Below are 17,629 nucleotides of genomic sequence, written 5' to 3' on the forward strand. Positions count from 1 at the left end.
GTCAGGTCCGGAGGGCGGGGACGCTGGCGAATTCGCCGAGCACGGGCAGGTCGTAGTCCCGCTCTAGATCGTCACGACAGCGCACCCGGCGGTTGAGCAGCAGTTCGTAACCGAGCGGGCCGAGCAGACCCAGAAGCAGTCCGATGCCCAGGGCCAGGATCACGTTCTTGAGCAGATTGGGCTTGCTGGGCTTGAGGGGTTCGGGCGCGGGGCCGACGAAGCGCACATTGGTGTAGTGGCCACCAGAGGCGAACATGATCTGGTCGTAGCCCTCGAGCGCACGCCGGTAGACCGACTGCGCCGATTCCAGTTCCAGCTCGTACTTGCCCAGCTCATCCTGAAGCTGCCGCGCAGCGATGACGTTCTCGCGCTGTTCGTCCACCGCCTGCTGCAGGCTGGACTCCAGCTGCCGCGAAGAGGCAACCGTGGAGGTGGTATTGCGCCGGTAGTTGCCCGTCTCGGTGTTGAGCGCGCGCTGGCTGTACTGGACCTGCGATTCGAGCTCGAGCAGCTGGGGATGGCGCGGGCCCAGCGTGGCCCGCAGTTCGGCCAGGCGCGCGGCGTCGGTGGCAACCCTGGCCTTGAGCGTCTGCACCAGCGGCGAGTTCAGGACCTGGTCTCCGACCGACAGATCGCCGGACAACTGTGACTCGGCCGTGCGGCGCGTGTGCTGGGTGTCGAGCAGGCGCTGCTGCAGCGTCCCGAGCTTCTCCATCTCGATGTCGATCTTCGCGGTCGGGTCGATGGTGCCGTTGCGGGCACGTAGCGCGGTGACCTCGTCCTGCGCGCGCGCGACTTTCTCCTGCAGTCCCTCGAGTTGCTCGGTATAGCGATCGGCGCGTTCGCGCGCCGGGCCGGTCAGGCGCGAATGCTGCTGCTCCGCATAGACCTCGGCCAGCGTGTTGACGACGGCGGCGGCCGCCTCAGGCTTGCGGGCGGAATAGGTGATGTGGATCAACTGGCTGCCGAAGCGGCCCTGTTCGATGATCAGCTTCCGCTCCAGTACGGACTTGACCCACTCGTCCAGGTGCTCCGGACTGCCGTCGAAGCCCGCGGTATAGCGCGGATCCTGGTTGAGCTTGAGCCGGCGCACCACCTCCAGCAGGACTTCGGCGCTGTGCATCAGCTCGATCTGCGTGGCCATGTAACTGCCCAGCAGGCCGATCGGAAACTCCTTGCCGCCGAGCGGATCGTAGATCTCGTAATTGACCATCAGCGTGGCGGTCGCGGTGTAGGTCTTGGGCAGCAGCTTGGACGCGGCCAGGGCCAGCAGCAGTGCGCCGGCGACCACGGCCAGGGTGACCTTGCGCCAGGCCCAGACGATGGCCAGCAACTGCCAGAGCGACAGACCGGGATGGACGAAGTGACGCGGCACGTAGGACGCGATCTGGGACCCGGAAGACGGACGCTTCCCGGGTTCCGGCGCAATGGCAAGAGGCTGGGTGTCCATCAGAAAATCCGTTCCTTGATCAGGATCACGTCGTCGGCCTGCACCAGATCGGTCAGCTCTGGGCGGAACGTGATGTAGCGGCCGTCGGCATCGCGCCGGCGGATCTCCATGCGATTGCTGCTGCCGCGCTGCGTCACACCACCACCGCGCGACAGCGCCTGCACCACGGTCATGGCGTGCTCCAGGCGATACATGTTGGGCGTCTGCACCTCGCCGTGGATGTAGAACTGGCCCGCGCGCGGCACGAAGATCGAATCGCCGCCCTGCACGGCGGGCGCCGCCTGCAAGGTGCCGCCCTCGGTCAGCGCGCGCAGGTCCACGGCGTGGCGCTGCACGCTGCCGTCGGCGGCCGGCCGCAGCAGATAGATCACGTCCGCGCCGTCTTCGGTGGTGCCGCCGGCCTGGGCGATCAGGTCGAACACCGAAACCTTGGATTCGATCGGAAACCGTCCGGGTGACTGCACCTGGCCCAGCACCGAGACCTGCTGGCTACGGAACTCGACCAGGAAGATCGTGACCTGGGGATCGATCAGGAACTGGCCCTGGCGCAGCGCATCCGCAACGCGTGCGGAGGCCTGCGCGGGAGACAGCCCGCCGATCTGCACCGACCCCGCAAGCGGAACGGGTGCGGTGCCGTCGTCGGAGATATAGGTGGTGGTGTCGAGCTCCGGTCGGCCGAAGACCTTGATGCTCACCGCGTCGCCCGGGCCCAGTCGCAGCAACGGGTCGGCGGCCTCGCCCGTGCCTGCCTCCGCCGGGGTGGGCGGGACCACAGACGCGGGTGCTTGCGCCATGACCGGCGTCCACAGTGCCAGCAGCAACAGCGCGGTCGCGATGACGAATGCCGAGCAGCTGCGTGTCGTGCCTGTCGGCGCGCGCGGGTGGGTGATCATGCGGTCGATCTCCGTGAGCGATCTGTGCTGGATTGAACCGGTGAGGCCGGATGCCTGGGGCGGTGCGCCGTGGTGGCATGGCGGCATATTCCGAGCATCAGAGCGCGTCGTCTGTGCGTTGCGTGACCGATGGCGCGTCGAAGGAGGTCTAGGGTGTGGGCCAGACGATGTCCGCCTCGAAAACGCCGGAGACTGCGATGCGCAAGACACTGCTGGGCGCGACGTGCCTGCTGGTACTGGGATGGCTTTTGCTGGCAGCTGCGGCCGGACCACCGGCGCCTCTTGCGACCGGATCGCCACCTGCCACCCTGCCGCCGCCGTCCGGCTACCACGTCCGCGCGGGGCAGGTGCACGACCCGGACGGCAGACCGGTCCAGCTGCGCGGCATCAATCATTTCGGCTTCAATGCGCCGATCCTGCAGCCGCAGTTCCTGTGGAAGATGGGCTGGAAGGCGCAGATCACGCAGATCAAGACGCTGGGCTTCAACGCGGTGCGTCTGCCGTTCGTGCCCGACACCCTGCATGTGACCACGCCGGTGGACCAGCTCAGCTGGCTGGACGGCCCAGAAAACCAGCAGCTTGTCGGCAAGACCCCACTGCAGGTCCTGGACCTGTGGATGGCGGAGGCCGATCGCCAGGGGCTGTATGTGGTGCTGGATTTCCACAGCGTATCGGCCCAGCGCCAGTACCCGACCTGGTTCGTGGACACGCCGGCCGATTTCGGGCTGATGTACCACGGCCGCGCCTACACCGAGCAGGACTGGATCGACGATCTGGTGTTTGTCGCCGCGCGCTACGCGCACCTGCGGCGCTTCATCGGCATCGACCTCTACAACGAGCCCAATGGCATCGTGCGCTGGTCCGCCGGCGATTCAAGCGCGGCCGATCCCAGGTACCACTGGAAGACTGCGGCGGAGAAGGCGGCCGCGGCGGTGCTGACGGCCAACCCGGACCTGCTGGTGTTCGTGGCCGGAATCACCGGCAACTGGGACGGGCGGGAGGATTCGACCATTCCGATGAACTACGGCGAGAACCTGCAGCCGCAGGCCTACCAGCCGCTCGACATCCGCGGCGACAAGCTGGTGCTCAGTCCGCACACCTACGGCCCCGACGTCTACGGCAAATCCACGTTCGAGGCGTCGGACTACCCGGCGAACCTCGCCGCGCACTGGGAGGTCTTGTTCGGGCAATTCCATCCCCGCCATGCGGTGATCATCGGCGAGTGGGGTGGCCATTACGGTCGCGGTCCCGGTGCCGGTCCAGGGGACGTGGCCTGGCAGGACGCCCTGGTCGAGTATCTGCAGGGCAAGGGGATCCACAGCAGTTTCTACTGGTGTTACACCCCCAATAGTGACGATACCGGCGGCATCCTCGATGCGCAGTTACGGGTGCGCGAGGACAAGATGGCCCTGCTGCGTCGGCATTGGGGCGCGCAATAGGGGCGACGGGAACAACGCGCCTCGACGTTGAATTCCAGCATCGTTTACAGCCCGTTCGATCCGCAGCCTGGCGCGCAGGACCGCGGGTGGAGAGAGCTCGCTAAGCGGCAGGCTCGGCCGGTTCCGGCCGGCCGTCGATCACCGGCCTGCGTCGCAACACAATGTCGGTGCGCGGCAGCAGGCCGAACACGCGCGGGCCGCGCACCAGGTAGCGCCGGGCGAGCCGGTTTGGCTCCTGCAACAGTCGATAGACCCACTCCAGTCCGCTGCGTTGCATCCACCGCGGCGCGCGCTTCTGGGTGCCGGTGATGAAATTCACCGACGCACCGATACACAGGGCGAGCCCACGCGCGTGCCCGCGTTGTTGCAGGTGCCGGGCAATGATCTCCTGCTGCGGCGAGCCGATGGCCAGCAGGCAGAACCGGAACGGGCTGTGCGCCTCGATGAAACGCAGGCAGTCCTCCACTGCGTCCGGGTCGTGGATAAAGCCCATGGGGGGATTGTGATACGCCAGCCGGGTCAGTCCGTGTCGCGCTGTGAGCTCGCGCACCTGCTCGATCGAGCCGCCGATCAATACCAGCGGATCGTCGGGATGGATCACGTCCGCGAACAGTCGTGCGACCAGGTCGCTGCCCGCGCAGACCGGCAGGTGCACGCCCTTGGTCACGCGCAGGACGTGCGACAGGAAGCGGCTGTCGAGAAGCACAAAGCCGGCATCGGCGTACAGGGCGCGAAACGCCACGTCCTCGTGCAGGCGTATCAGGTGGTCGACATTCGGTGTGACCACGTAGGTGTAGCGGTCCTGCCCGAAGCCGGCGGCGACGTCTGCGAACGCATCGAGATCGTAGTCGTCCAGGTGCCAGGTCATGCGCCCGGCGTGCGACAGCACCGTGGCCGGCAGTGCCTCGCCGTCGTGGGGTGCGGGCGGCGGCGGGTGCTTGACGCGCATGTTCGATTCCCAGTGTGCAAGGCGCCGCTGTCGGCGGTGGCCGGTAGGCGGCACGGTAGCGGCCGTGCGCACGGTGGTCTGTATGGCGTCCAACAGAACCGCGCGCGCCGCGCTCTGTAAGCGGTCGAACAGACGTGGGCCGCGACCGGGACGAGACTGCGCGGGGTCCTGGGTCGCAGGACGCTGCACGGAGCGGCTGCCATGTTCTTGGACGCACTGGATCTGGAGCCTGGCGGCGCCGATGCGCTGCGCGCGGATATCTGCATCGTGGGCGCCGGCGCCGCCGGCATCACGATGGCCCTGCAATTGATCGGCAGCGGCTACGACGTGCTGCTGCTGGAGGCGGGCGGGCGACGGGAGGAGCCGGCCACCCAGGCGCTGTACGCCGGGCAGGTCCGCGACGAGGCCCTGCATCCGCCGCCGGATCGCTACCGCGTACGCCGCTTTGGCGGCTCGACCACGCTGTGGGGCGGGCGCTGCATTCCGTTCGATCCGATCGACTTCGAGCCCCGCGCGCATGTGCCCGACAGCGGGTGGCCGATCGCCTTCGAGGACGTGCTGCCGTACTACCCGCGGGCCAACACGCTGTGCGAGGCAGGCAGGTTCGCCTACACGGCCAGCGAGGCATTCGCGCAGCCGCCGTCGCCGCTGATCGCCGGGTTCCACAGCCGCGATTTCGACACCGATGCGCTGGAGCGTTTCAGCCGCCCCACCGATTTCGGTGCGCGTTATGGGTCGCGCCTGGAGGCGGCGCGGAACGTGCGCGTGTTGCTGCACGCTAACGTCACCGCGCTGGAAGTGGGTGACGACGGCGCGCAGGTACGCGCGCTGCAGGTGCGCACACTCACCGGCAAGCAACTGCAGGTGCGCGCCCGGCATGTCGTGTTGGCCGCCGGTGGCCTGGAGGTGGCGCGACTGCTGCTGGCCAGCCGCGATGTACATCCGCGCGGCATCGGCAACGCGCATGACGTGGTCGGGCGTTACTACATGTGCCATCTGGCCGGCACCATCGGCACGGTGGTTCTGGACGGACCGGTGTCGGCGGTGAACCACGGCTACCAGCGCGACGCGGACGGCATCTATTGTCGCCGCCGCTTCGCCCTGTCCGCCGAGAGCCAGCGCCGCCGGGGCGTGGGCAATTTCATCGCGCGGCTGCACCATCCGCGGATCACGGATCCGGCGCATCGCTGCGGCCCACTGTCGCTGCTGTATCTGGCCAAGCCGTTCATCCCCTACGAATACGCCAAGCGGCTGCATGGCGACGGCCCCATCGAAGCCCGCACCTGGTGGGCGCACCTGCGCAACCTGGTGGGGGACCTGCCGAGCACCGTGGCCTTCGGCTGGCACCTGTTGACCCGACGCACGCTGGCGTCGCGCAAGTTCCCGTCGATCATCGTGCATCCCAAGGGCAACCGCTTCAGCCTGGATTTCCATGCCGAACAGCAGCCCAACCGCGAAAGCCGGGTGACCCTGTCCGAAACCTGCGATGCCCTGGGCATGCCACAACTGCTGGTGGACTGGCGTCATGCGCCGGGCGATGTGCAGACCGTGCGCACCGCCCTGGCGGTGCTTGCGCGCGACATGCACGAGAGCGGCGCCGGCCGTCTCGACTACGATCCCGACACCGTGGAAGCAGAGATGCTGCGCTACGGCGCCTACGGCGGCCACCACATCGGCACCGCCCGCATGGGCACCGATCCGCAGCGCAGCGTGGTCGACAGCGATTGCCGGGTGCACGGCATGGAGAACCTCTACGTCGCCGGCGCAGCGGCGTTCCCGACCTCGAGCCAAGCCAATCCCACTTTGACCATCGTCGCCCTGGCGCTGCGTCTGGCCGAGCACCTGCAGGCACGACTGGTCGAGCCTGCTGTGACCTGCGCGGGAACGCAGACACGCGAAGCTGCGTGACCCGCAGCGGCGACGTCCGCAGTCGTGTGGCGTGCCCCTGGACGGCTGGCCGGGCACCTGCGTTGCAGCCGACTCAGTGGCCGGGCATGCGTGCTCGGATCTGCCACGGCGCGTAATCCTGCGCCTGGCTCGCGTCCAGACGCGTGGCAGTCCGCAGTGATGCGCGTGCCTTGGAAATCACCGCGGCCCGGTTGCCGGTTCCTGACGCCGGCTGACAGCAAGCATGCCCGCGCCAGCGCCACACGGCGGGCGGCCGTCAGTAGCGGCGGTTGATGGCTTCGGTGGGCAAGGCGCGGCCGAACCGGATGCGCACTTCGAGGCCGACCACGTATTTGTCGTAGCGCTGCGCGCGATCGTTGGAACTGCGATCGCTCGCAAGCACGTAGGGATGCAGGCCCAGCCATGGCAGCGGCGCGTACTGCACGCGCACGAACGCGGTGCGCTGGCGGTCGATGCGCGCGGGCGCACCGGTCTGATCGTTCTGCGGGCCGTCCTGGAAGCTGTTCCGGCTCCATTCCAGTCCGGCCTGCAGCCCGGTCTTGGGTGTCGGCTGCCAGCGCAGGCTGCTGCGCACGCCACTTTCAATGACCGACTCTGGCCCATAGGAGAACGAATTGATCTGGCGGAACAGCGCCAGGTCGACGGAAGTGATGCCACTGATCGTCCGCTCGACCGAAACCAGGCCGGTGACGGCGGAGGTGTCGTTGCCGGCATTGCGCCGGTCGCGACGACGGCTGTGGCCCAGGCGTGCGTTCAATTGCGACAGGCCGCTGGCCGCGTAGTTGGCGACCGCCTCCACGGTGATCTGGTCGAAGGGTTCTTCGCCCAGAAACGTGCCGGTGAAGCGGCCGTCGAGGTATTCGGCACGCACCCCGACATTGAACAAGCCGCGGCCGCTGTGGCGCAGTTCGGTGCTGAAGCTATCTTCCTGCAGCGTGAACCGGGGTAGTCCCACCAGCGGCGATGCCAACTCCCGGCTGAGGACGGTGTTTTCCAGACGCCAGTCCGCGCCGATGTCCAGGTTCAGTGCCGCCGTCGCGACGCGCTCGTTCTCCATCGCCAGTGCGTCGCTGTCCCGTTCGGCCAGCGCGGCCATGCGCCGCTCCCTGCGCCAGTCGAGCAGGCCGTCCACACGCGGTCCCAGGCGCCAGTCGAGCGCAGCGCTCACCCGATGATGGGTGTGGTCGAGTTGGCCGAAGCGCTGGAAGTCGTTGCGGCCGCCCTGCACGCCCACCCGCAGGGTCTGCTGTCCGAACGTGTGCTGCAAATCGGCGCCCACGATCGCGCGCCGGATCGTGTCCGACAGCGCCGGATCGCCGGCGATCCGTTCGGCTTCCTCGCGGTCCGCGAATCCGAACACGTTCGAGTCGTGTTCCACACTGACGGCGGCGAACGGTGAGAACGCCGACTGCGCGAACGCGGTGACCGGCATCAGGCACAACACGGCCAGCCAGCGGTGCGTTCTGCGATCGACAGGCCTTGTCGCGTTCAAGTTCTGGTCGACGCCGACGCAATGCTCGGGGCGGCCCCTCTGCGCGTTGCTGGCATGCATGGCGACAACTGTGAAGTGCATAAGGACTCCTGTCCCAGGCGTGGGCCATGGTGGTGGCTGCCGTGGGTCCGGGAGCCAGGGCTGCGGTGTCAGAGAAGGGGCAGGCCGTCGGATCAGTAGATGTTCCGCGCGAACAACGCAATCGGCGTTCTCACGAGGATCTTCATGTCCAGCCACAGCGACCAGTTGTTGATGTACGCCAGATCCTGTTCGACGCGCTGCTGCATCTTTTCCAGGGTTTCCGTTTCGCCCCGGTGGCCGGTGACCTGCGCCAGACCGGTGATGCCGGGCTTGATGCGATGGCGGGCCATGTAGGCCAGGATCTTGTCGCAGTAGTAATGGTTATGGGTCACGGCGTGCGGGCGCGGCCCCACCAGCGACATCTCGCCGCGCAGCACATTGATGAGCTGCGGAAGTTCGTCGATGGAAGTGCGGCGGATGAAGCGTCCCACGCGGGTCACGCGATCGTCATGACGTGTGGCCTGTTTGACCTCGCCGTCGTGGTGTATACGCATCGAGCGGAACTTGAGGATGTGGATCACTTCGCCGTTCCAGCCATGTCGCGGCTGTCGAAAGAGCACCGGGCCGGGCGAGGACAGCTTGACGGCGATCGCGGTCGCGGCCAGTAACGGACTCAATGCCAGAATCGCGAGCACGGCAATGGTCTGGTCGATCAGGCCCTTGCTGAAGACGGCGGCCGGATGCGAGCTGCGTGGCGCTTCATTGAGATAGATCGCAGGCAACTGCTCGATCTGCGCAATCGACTGGTTGAGCAGCGGCATGCTGCCGAAGTCCGGTATCCAGACCACGTCCACGCTCATGTCGAGCAGGCCGAGGTAGAGCTGCTCAATACGTGCCATTTCTTCCAGCGTCACGGCGATGTAGACGCGGCGCACGCCATGCTGCTCGGTGATCTCCCGCAGGCTCGGCAGGTTGCCCAGTACAGGAAAGCGGCCGTCGCGGGTCTGTTCGTCGAAGATCGATGGAACGATGCCCACCAGTGGAATCCGGTTCGACGTGTGCAGACGTCCCGCGAGTTCGTAGGCACGCGCGCTGCTGCCGACGATGAGGGCGGTGCGTTCGCGGCTCAGCTTGCGCGAATGCAGCATGGCGAAATAGTGCAGCGGCACGAAGGCGATGGCCTGGGTCACGAGACCGAGCAATGCCCACTGGAGGGCGATCTCGATCGCGAACAGGTCGATGCTCTCGCTGGCATAGAGGATCACGACAAGCCCCGCCAGAAGCGTCACCCAGCCTGCGGCCAGGTGCAGCAGGCCCGACGGGTAGTCATACCGCTTGTGATAGACCCGCAGCAGCATGTACGCCGGCACCGAGGTGAGAATGGTCAGCGCGACCAGCAGTCTGTACTCGGCCGGCACTTCACCGAAGCGCTCGATGGCGAGATAGCAGAGAACGCCACTGACCAGGGAGATGCCACACAACCATTGGCCCCAGAACGTCAGTCCATGGCGATTGGTGGCTGGATTGGTACGTGGCGCAATCATCGGTGCGACTCCGTGGCAGATGTGCTGGCATGTACTCAGAGGCGCGGTCAGGCTTGGGCCACGCGGCGCCGCAAGGTCCGTCCGTGGGATCGGGACCTAGCGACTCGCGCGTTTCAAGACCTGACGGACAGATCCGGTTGTGCCGGATCTCCGCAGATTGCAAGGCGACTCCCCAGGGCCGTGGCGTTGATGTTTCTCAGATGCACGGTAGACATCGCTCTTCCCTGAAGCAGTCGCGCCTCGGCAGCGGCGCGTGGTGTCTGATATCAAACTAGGCCGACCGCTTGACGTTGTCGGTACGCCGTCGTACACATGAGCGTCCCCGGACTTTCACGACTGGATTCCGCACTCGATGCAGGGTTGAAACCTGTGCGGTGAGGGGGGCCGGTCCGGGCGGGTGGGCATCAGGGGGCAGGGAGCACATGACGACAGGCGCAGGACGGGAGGTCCCCGTGGCGGGCAATCATTTGCTCGGCCAGATTGCTGCCCTGGTCGGCCCGCCTTTGATCGCGCAGGTCGAGCGCGTCGAGTGCAAGGCGGGCCAGGTCCTGCACGAGCCCGATGACGTCATGTCCTACGTCTACTTCCCGATCGACTGCCTGGTCTCGCTGCTGCATGTCATGGAGTCGGGCGACTTCGCCGAGACGGCACTGGTCGGCAACGATGGCGTTGTGGGCGTGGCGCTGGTGATGGGCGGTGAAAGCATGCCGCTGCGCGCTCATGTGCATATCGGCGGGAGTCTGTGCCGGCTGCGCAGCCAGGTGCTCAGGCAATGTCTGGCCGACGTGCCGGCCCTGCAGCAGGTGTTCCTGCGCTATGCCCAGACGCTGCTGACCCAGATGGGGCAGGTGGCGGCCTGCAATCGCCATCACTCGTTGGATCAGCAGTTCAGCCGACGCCTGCTGATGAGCCTCGACCGGCTGCCGCGCGAGGATCTGCGGATGACCCATGAGTCCGTCGCGCAGATGCTGGGCGTGCGACGCGAGAGCGTGACGCTGGCGGCCAACAAGTTGCAGAAGGCGGGGGCGATCCGCTACAGCCGCGGACTCATCCAGGTGCTGGACCGCGACGGCCTGGAGGACCTCACCTGCGAGTGCTACGCGGTGGTCGGCCGCGAGCTGCGCCGGCTGAGTCGGCAGCCGGTGGCGAGCGGGACCGTTGGTGCCTTTGTGGGGTCGCGTACCGACGCGACGGCAACGGCGACGCATGCTGCGGACGATCCCGAGGCCGAGGTGTTTGCGCATGCAGCAGATAGCGCCCGCGATCGACGCCGCGGAAGTGATCGACGTCAACTCCCCGCCGAGCGTCGGCGTGAGGGCATCGCCATCTCGTTCCCGGATCGAAGGCTCGCGCCCAGTCGGCGTAAGCCGAACCCGCAATCCTGACGACTTCGGCGCCTCGCGCAATCGGCTGCTGCAGATTCTGGGACCGGCACAGCTGCAGCGTCTGGGTGCCTATTGCGAACCGGTGTGGCTGGCCGCTGGAGAGTCGCTGGGCCACATCGGTGGGCCGCTGAGCCACGTCTACTTCCCCGTGACCGCGACGATCGCGCTGGTGGCGCAGGCCGACGAAGTGGCGGGCCTGCAGATCACGCTGATTGGACGTGAGGGTATTTTCGCCAGTCCCGTCATGAGTGGCGCGACGGTGTCTCCGCTCAATGCACGCGTGCGCAGCAGCGGTTGGGCATGGCGCCTGGGCACCGATGTGTTCCAGGCCGAGCTGACCCGGAGCACGCGCTTGCGCGGCATCGTCGACCTTTATTTTCATGTGCTGTTGAGCGAAGCGTTTCGGGCTTCCGCATGCGCCCGATTCCATGGCGTGCAGGCACGTCTGGCACGGTGGCTGCTCACCATGGCCGATGGGGTGGGTAGCCACGCTCTTCCGCTCAAGGCCCAGGTGATGGCGGACATGCTGGGGGTGCGACGTGCAGTCGTGACACTGGCCATGACCCGACTCGAGCGACGCGGGTTGATCCGCTACAGCCCGGGGCTTGTCTCCATCGTCGACCTTCAAGCGCTGGGGGACAACGCGTGCAGCTGCTATCGCTGGTCACATCAGCTGCGCCAGACCATGCTGCGGCGCGAGGCCGAACTGCAGCCTGTAGGCGCTGAAGACTAAAACCCATCGAATCGAGGCAACGGTGATCTCGATGTCGACCCACCCGGGTGCAGGGCACATGGGCGGAACCGTTCCTGCTGGCGGGATGGGGCCGGGCTGATCGAAGCGCCCGTGTTCGGCTGGATTCGTGCGCGGCGTCGCGTGGATCGCGTCCGAGGTCACGCGTGAGCCCATGGGTTTCACGAAGCCCGACGGTGTCCGCGGTAGGCTGCGGGCGCGCGCAATGGACGCCGCGCAGGGGGAGCGTCCCAGGGTCGCGCAATGCCATCCATTGATGAGGCCTTGCCATGCATATCCGTACCCCGGTGGTTCCGTCCGCGGCGCGTCTGCCGCGCATCTTCCGTTCGCTCGCCCTGCTCTCCGCCGCAGCGCTGCTGTCCGCTTGCGCGGCAACGGTGCAGCGGCCCACTGCCGCGCCGGTCGATCCGGTCGCGATCAATGGCGATGTGGGCCAGGTCGTGCTGGTGGTGGAGGGCAGCGACACCGCGCGCGCGCAGGAGGACTGGGCCGAATTTCGCGCGCTGTGGAACGACGCGATCCGCGCTTCGGCCACCGCCGCCGGCATCCAGGGCAGCGTGCGCGACAGCCGGCCCGCTTCGCTGGACCCGTCGGGTGTGGTCGTGGTCGTGCGCGTCGACAGCTATCGTTACGTCTCCACCGGCGCCCGCTACGGCCTCGGCGTGATGACCGGCAACGCGCACATCAAGGCCAACGCGCAGTTCATCGAAGTGCCCGGTGGCAAGGTCGCGGCCACGCGGACCTACGACACCACATCGAGTGCGTGGCAGGGCATCTTTGCGCCGATGACGGTCAAGCAGGTGCAGGCGATCACCGACCAGATTGTCGCGGAGGCGCGCGGCGGCTGATCGCGGCAGGCGGCGTCGCTGCGCGCTGTGTGGTTGCGCGCCGTCTCAGGCGCCGACGCGGGCGCGCACTGCGCCGACATCACGCACCGGCCGCACTTCGATGCTGCCGGTGCGGGCCCACGGGAACTCGCGGGCGATGCGCAGCGCCTCTTCCTCGCTATCGGCTTCGATCAGGTTGAAGCCGGCGAGCATTTCCTTGGTCTCGGAGAACGGGCCGTCGAACACCTGCGTGCGACCGACGCGCGTGCGCACGGTCTTGGCGGTGGAAGCATGTTCCAGCTGCTGGAAACCCAGCAACGTGCCCTCGGCCTGCAGCGCATCGGCATGCTGCAGGCAGCCGCGCATCATCGTGTCGTACTCGCCTTCGGCCAGACCGTCGAGCAGGGTGTCGTCGGTGTAGATCAGCAGCAGATACTGCATTGGGCGCGTCCTCGGATGGGCGGGTTAGGCTTCCAGGTGGAAGTAGGGCTCCACGGTGCCGCGCAACTTGACGGTCAGCGGCTGGCCACGGCGATCGAGCGCACGGCCGGCGGCGACGCGGATCCAGCCTTCGCTGACGCAATACTCCTCGACGTCTCGACGCTCATTGCCGTTGAAGCGGATACCGATGCCGCGATTCATCGCCGCCTCGTTGTAGTGCGGGCTGCGCGGATCATTGGACAGGCGGTCGGGCGGTGCGTCGGTCATGGCGTCGGGATGCGTATGGAAACTGCGCGCAGGATACCGCCGCCGCGAGCAGGCTTCACCTAGGGCGCTTCGCCGCGTCCCTGCCGGCGCGCGTTCGCGATCACCGCGCGCACCAGCGCGCGATCTTGGTGACGCGAGATCGGCAGCGCGCCCAGCGTGATCGCACGTTCGCGCATCGCTGCGGTCACATCGTAATGCGCACCGCTGGTCCGGTCCTGGAAGGCGCGTCGCGGTATGCCGAGCAGTGCGGCGAAGGCATGCAGTTCGTCGAGCGTGTCGGCGAGCAGATGCGCCCAGCGCTCGCCGCGCCAAGGGTGGACCGCATCGTCGACATAGACGGTCATGACCGCGCCTGCACATCGGCATCATCGCCGTGCACGGATGATAACCGGCGCATGTGGCGACGCATGCATCGGGCCTTGCGTCCTGCCATCGAATTCTGGTCACCGCTGCACCTTCGCCTGCAGATACTGCGTCCGGCGAGTGCAGGCGCGTGCGCGTTGCATTTTTATGGACGCGTGAAAACCCGTGTTTTCAAGCGAATTTCTGCAGTTTCGAAACTTCGTCAGTTTGGGGGTTCGTGCAGAAATCGTTAAGATGGCCGGTCTGCATTGCATATACGAGTTAATCGAGGAGGGCAGACCCGTCGTGATTTCGCGCGGTTTCAAGTGGTTGTTGTGTGGTGTTTTCGTGGCTGCGGCGCCCGCAGTGTCGGCGCAAGAGAGCGCCGACGAAACGCCTGGTTTCGAACTCGGCGGCGCGGTCCGCTTCAATTACGGCTGGCTCGATTACGGGCCGAGCAGCGGCTTCGAGCCCGAACTCGCCCGCATCGATGCGCGCGGCAACGCCGGTCCGGCGTTCTTCTCGCTGCAGTACCGCTGGTACGACGGATTCGACGCCGTGCACCACGCCTATGCAGGCTGGAAGCTCGAAGACGGTAGCGACGGCGCCACTTCGGACATCCGCGCCGGCATCCAGCAGGTGCCGTTCGGCCTGCTGCCGACCGCCTCGCACAGCTTCTGGTTCGGCTCGGGCTATTACCTGGGGCTTGAGGACGATTACGACCTCGGCGTGGTCTGGCAGCGCCAGTCCGGCGCGCACCAGTGGCACGCGGGCGTGTTCGCGGGCGACGAATACGGCACCGGTGCGAATTTCGACCGCTATTCTTTCGACGTCGCGACCACCGACGATCTGCCCTACCGCGAACGCGAGCGCGGCATCGTGCGCTACGAGCACACCAGCGAGGCGGGCGGCTGGGAAACGACCTGGGGTGCATCGGCATTCGCCGGGCGCATCGAAAACCGCCTTGCCGGCGGCAAGCATGACCACACCGGCGGTGCGGTCCATGGGCAATGGGTCCGCGGTCGGCTGACGCTGCAGGCGCAGTGGGCGCGTTACCGCTACGACAATCCGGAATCGCGCATCGCGATGTCGGCCTTCATGTTTCCGTTCGAGATCGCGTCACAGGCGGATGTGCCGACCTTCAACCTTGCATATGAGGTGCAGCGCACCGGCTGGTTCGACAACATCACCTGCTACAACAACGCCAGCGCGACGCTGCCGGTCGGCAACGATCCAGGTTTGCGTGATTCGATCCAGAACGTCACAGGCTGCAGTTTCGGCAAGGGCGTGATGCTGACCTACGTCGACTGGATCGCAGGCAAGAACATGTGGTTCGCCGGTGGTCCCGGCATCGGCGTGCGCGATCCGGCCAACGATGGCTGGCACTCGCGGCTCAACGTCAACATCGGCTTCTATTTCTGATCCGCTACACATCGCCCGATCGCGGCGACGTGTTTCACCCGGACGTCCCCGGCCCTGCGGCAGCCTCTGCCACGGCATCGTCGTCCCGTCATGAGGAAATTCCATGAACGATCCCACGCAGCGCCCAGGCGCTGCCCCCGATACGGTCCCGCCGCCCGAGGCCTGGCACGCGCGGATCCTCGGGCCTGTGTTCTATCCCTCGGCGCTGATCATCCTGATCCTGGTGGCGCTGTCGTTCATCGCTCCGGACGCGTCGGAAACCGCGTTCAACGCCGCCAAGGAATGGGTGGCAGTGGATGCGGGCTGGTTCACGATTCTCGCGGTCGCGGGTTTTCTGGTCTTCATCGTCGGCATGGCAGTCAGCGGTTTCGGCCGCTTGAAGCTCGGGCCCGACCACAGCACTCCGGATTACAGCTATCCCACGTGGTTTGCGATGCTGTTCGCGGCCGGCATGGGCATCGGTCTGATGTTTTTCGGCGTGGCCGAACCGATCATGCATTACGCCGATCCGCCGGTCGGGGATGCGGAGACGGTGATGGCGGCGCGTCAGGCGATGCGCATCACCTTCTTCCACTGGGGCGTGCATGCATGGGCGATCTATGCGGTGGTCGCGCTGTCGCTGGCCTACTTCTCCTACCGCCACGGCCTGCCGCTGCGCATCCGCTCATCGCTCTATCCGCTCATCGGTGATCGCATCTATGGTCCGATCGGCCACGCGGTCGATACCTTCGCGGTGCTGGGCACGATCTTCGGCCTGGCGACATCGCTGGGTCTGGGCGTGATCCAGATCAATTCCGGCCTCAACTACCTGTTCGACGTCACCGTCAGCACCACAACCCAGGTGATCCTGATCGCCGGCATCATCCTGATCGCCACCGGTTCGGTGTTCACCGGTCTCGACCGTGGCGTGCGCCGGCTGTCGGAGTTCAACATGATCCTGGCGGTGGGGCTGCTGGCCTTCGTGCTGGTCATGGGGCCGACGGTGTACCTGCTGCAGGCGTTCGTGCAGAACACCGGCATGTACATCTCCAACGTGTTCTCGATGACGTTCAACCTCTACGCCTACGACCAGCGCCCGACGTGGCTGGGTGGCTGGACGTTGTTCTACTGGGGCTGGTGGATCGCCTGGTCGCCGTTCGTGGGCATGTTCATCGCGCGCATCTCGCGTGGCCGTACGATCCGCGAGTTCGTCGTCGGCGTGCTGCTGGTGCCGCTGGGCTTCACGTTCCTGTGGATGACGATCTACGGCAACAGCGCCCTGTACCAGGTCATGGTCGAGGGCTCGACGGAACTGGTGGCCGCGGTGTCGGCTGACAGTTCGGTGGCGATCTTCCAGTTCCTCGAAGACTACCCGCTGTCGACGCTGACCTCGGGTATCGCGACGCTGCTGGTGGTGATCTTCTTCGTGACCTCGGCCGACTCCGGCGCGCTGGTCATCGACATGCTCTCGTCGAAGGGCGAAGAAGAGTCCCCGGTATGGCAGCGCATCTTCTGGGCATTGCTGGTCGGCGCGATTGCGATCGCGTTGCTGATCGCAGGCGGATTGAGTGCGCTGCAGGCCGGCACGATCGCCTCGGCATTGCCATTCACCGTGGTCATGATCCTGATGTGCTGGGGCATGGTGCGGGCGATGCGGCTCGAAATGGTCAAGCGCAACAGCATGCGCAATGCGCGCATCGCGCCGGTGGGTATCGGTGGTGGCGGCGACTGGAAGGTGCGCCTGCGCGCGCTGTCGCACAATCCGCCGCAGAAGGAAGTGCTCGCGTTCCTGTCGGGCCAGGTGAAGCCTGCACTCGAGGACGTGGCCGCGGAGCTGCGCAAGCAGGGTCTCGAAGTACGTGTCGAGGAAGGCGAGGACGGCCGCGTCTGGGTGGAAGTGGGACATGGCGCGGAAATGGACTTCTTCTATTCGGTGCGCCCGATCCCGTACGAGCCGCCGACGTTCATGCTGCAGGATCCGCGCCGCAAGCGCCGCGACGACGATCGCTTCTATCGCGCGGAAGTGCATCTGCGCGAAGGCGGTCAGGATTACGACGTCATGGGTTGGCGAAAGGACGAGTTGATCCACGACGTGCTCGACCAGTACCAGCGTCACATGCACTTCCTCAGCGTGGTCCGCTGAGGGCAGATGTACGGAGCTGTGCCGGCGTGGTGATCTCACGCGTCGGTTGATCTGATCGGGAAAGGCCGCGTGTTTGCACGCGGCCTTTTCTTTGATTCGATTCGATGGATGTTGCAGCGCGCTGCCTGGGACTGGCGTGGACTGGGGTTTCGAGATCTGAGTGACGGCTTCAGTTTCTGCTTTCGCTTTGCCTTTGCCTTTGCCTTTGCCTTTGACTTTTGCCCTTGCCGTTACTCTTTCCCTTGCCTTTGCTCTTGCTCCTGGCTTTGGCTTGGCTCTCAGCTTTTGACTTGAATCGAGCCGTAGAGCGAGCCGAGCACCGGAGCCTGGCGTGGCCGAAGAGCAGCCCATGTCTGAGCGCAGCGAGTTTGGGCTG

At 66.2% G+C, this 17,629-nt stretch carries 15 protein-coding genes; 7 read left to right on the forward strand and 8 right to left on the reverse strand.

Annotated features, from left to right (window positions below):
* Position 1: 1 nt before the first annotated feature.
* Complete coding sequence (locus tag J2W68_RS12230) at positions 2–1,450, reverse strand: Wzz/FepE/Etk N-terminal domain-containing protein (RefSeq protein ID WP_310236277.1); 1,449 nt, start codon at positions 1,448–1,450, stop codon at positions 2–4.
* Positions 1,450–2,343: a polysaccharide export protein EpsE gene (epsE, locus tag J2W68_RS12235; RefSeq protein WP_310236278.1), complete on the reverse strand. Its 894-nt coding sequence runs from the start codon at positions 2,341–2,343 to the stop codon at positions 1,450–1,452. Before epsE ends, J2W68_RS12230 begins: the two co-directional genes overlap by 1 nt.
* A 197-nt stretch (positions 2,344–2,540) precedes the next feature.
* On the opposite strand from epsE, the gene J2W68_RS12240 reads away from it, so the two are divergent.
* Positions 2,541–3,782 carry a glycoside hydrolase family 5 protein gene (locus tag J2W68_RS12240; protein WP_310236280.1) on the forward strand — a complete coding sequence of 414 codons (1,242 nt, stop codon included), beginning with the start codon at positions 2,541–2,543 and terminating at the stop codon, positions 3,780–3,782.
* Between the two features lie 100 nt (positions 3,783–3,882).
* Here the strand turns inward: J2W68_RS12240 and J2W68_RS12245 are convergent, their stop codons facing one another.
* The gene (locus J2W68_RS12245) at positions 3,883–4,731 is read right to left on the reverse strand and encodes a WecB/TagA/CpsF family glycosyltransferase (RefSeq protein ID WP_310236282.1); all 849 of its coding nucleotides are present in this window, start codon (positions 4,729–4,731) and stop codon (positions 3,883–3,885) included.
* 201 nt (positions 4,732–4,932) lie between these two features.
* On the opposite strand from J2W68_RS12245, the gene J2W68_RS12250 reads away from it, so the two are divergent.
* Entirely contained in the window at positions 4,933–6,639 is a 1,707-nt protein-coding gene (locus tag J2W68_RS12250; RefSeq protein WP_310236284.1) for a GMC family oxidoreductase, read from the forward strand.
* Positions 6,640–6,895: 256 nt separating this feature from the next.
* On the opposite strand, the gene J2W68_RS12255 is transcribed toward J2W68_RS12250, so the two are convergent.
* Entirely contained in the window at positions 6,896–8,212 is a 1,317-nt protein-coding gene (locus J2W68_RS12255) for a hypothetical protein (RefSeq protein WP_310236285.1), read from the reverse strand.
* A 92-nt stretch (positions 8,213–8,304) separates the two neighbouring features.
* Positions 8,305–9,696, reverse strand: coding sequence for an undecaprenyl-phosphate glucose phosphotransferase (locus J2W68_RS12260; protein ID WP_310236287.1), 1,392 nt, complete (start codon positions 9,694–9,696; stop codon positions 8,305–8,307).
* Between the two features lie 452 nt (positions 9,697–10,148).
* Here J2W68_RS12260 and J2W68_RS12265 point away from each other — a divergent pair, with 452 nt between their 5' ends.
* The 3 genes from J2W68_RS12265 to J2W68_RS12275 all read left to right on the forward strand — a co-directional run bounded on the left by J2W68_RS12265 (position 10,149) and on the right by J2W68_RS12275 (position 12,680).
* Positions 10,149–11,081, forward strand: coding sequence for a Crp/Fnr family transcriptional regulator (locus J2W68_RS12265; protein ID WP_310236289.1), 933 nt, complete (start codon positions 10,149–10,151; stop codon positions 11,079–11,081).
* Positions 11,082–11,163: 82 nt separating this feature from the next.
* Positions 11,164–11,814, forward strand: coding sequence for a Crp/Fnr family transcriptional regulator (locus J2W68_RS12270; RefSeq protein ID WP_310236291.1), 651 nt, complete (start codon positions 11,164–11,166; stop codon positions 11,812–11,814).
* Between the two features lie 287 nt (positions 11,815–12,101).
* Entirely contained in the window at positions 12,102–12,680 is a 579-nt protein-coding gene (locus J2W68_RS12275) for a DUF4410 domain-containing protein (RefSeq protein WP_310236293.1), read from the forward strand.
* A gap of 45 nt (positions 12,681–12,725) precedes the next feature.
* On the opposite strand, the gene J2W68_RS12280 is transcribed toward J2W68_RS12275, so the two are convergent.
* Genes J2W68_RS12280 through J2W68_RS12290 form a run of 3 tightly spaced genes read right to left on the reverse strand, consistent with a single transcriptional unit; the run spans position 12,726 to position 13,711 of the window.
* Complete coding sequence (locus J2W68_RS12280; RefSeq protein WP_310236295.1) at positions 12,726–13,100, reverse strand: YciI family protein; 375 nt, start codon at positions 13,098–13,100, stop codon at positions 12,726–12,728.
* 24 nt (positions 13,101–13,124) lie between these two features.
* Complete coding sequence (locus J2W68_RS12285) at positions 13,125–13,367, reverse strand: DUF3297 family protein (RefSeq protein WP_310153329.1); 243 nt, start codon at positions 13,365–13,367, stop codon at positions 13,125–13,127.
* A gap of 59 nt (positions 13,368–13,426) precedes the next feature.
* A complete protein-coding gene (locus tag J2W68_RS12290; RefSeq protein ID WP_310236297.1) occupies positions 13,427–13,711 on the reverse strand; it encodes a DUF4031 domain-containing protein in 285 nt (94 codons plus the stop codon).
* 364 nt (positions 13,712–14,075) lie between these two features.
* On the opposite strand from J2W68_RS12290, the gene J2W68_RS12295 reads away from it, so the two are divergent.
* Positions 14,076–15,131, forward strand: a complete 1,056-nt coding sequence (locus J2W68_RS12295; RefSeq protein WP_310236299.1) for a hypothetical protein — start codon at positions 14,076–14,078, stop codon at positions 15,129–15,131.
* A gap of 103 nt (positions 15,132–15,234) precedes the next feature.
* Positions 15,235–17,253, forward strand: a complete 2,019-nt coding sequence (locus J2W68_RS12300; RefSeq protein ID WP_310236301.1) for a BCCT family transporter — start codon at positions 15,235–15,237, stop codon at positions 17,251–17,253.
* Positions 17,254–17,629: the final 376 nt, after the last annotated feature.

The organism is Luteimonas terrae, from assembly GCF_031457535.1.
Lineage (GTDB): Bacteria > Pseudomonadota > Gammaproteobacteria > Xanthomonadales > Xanthomonadaceae > Luteimonas > Luteimonas terrae_A.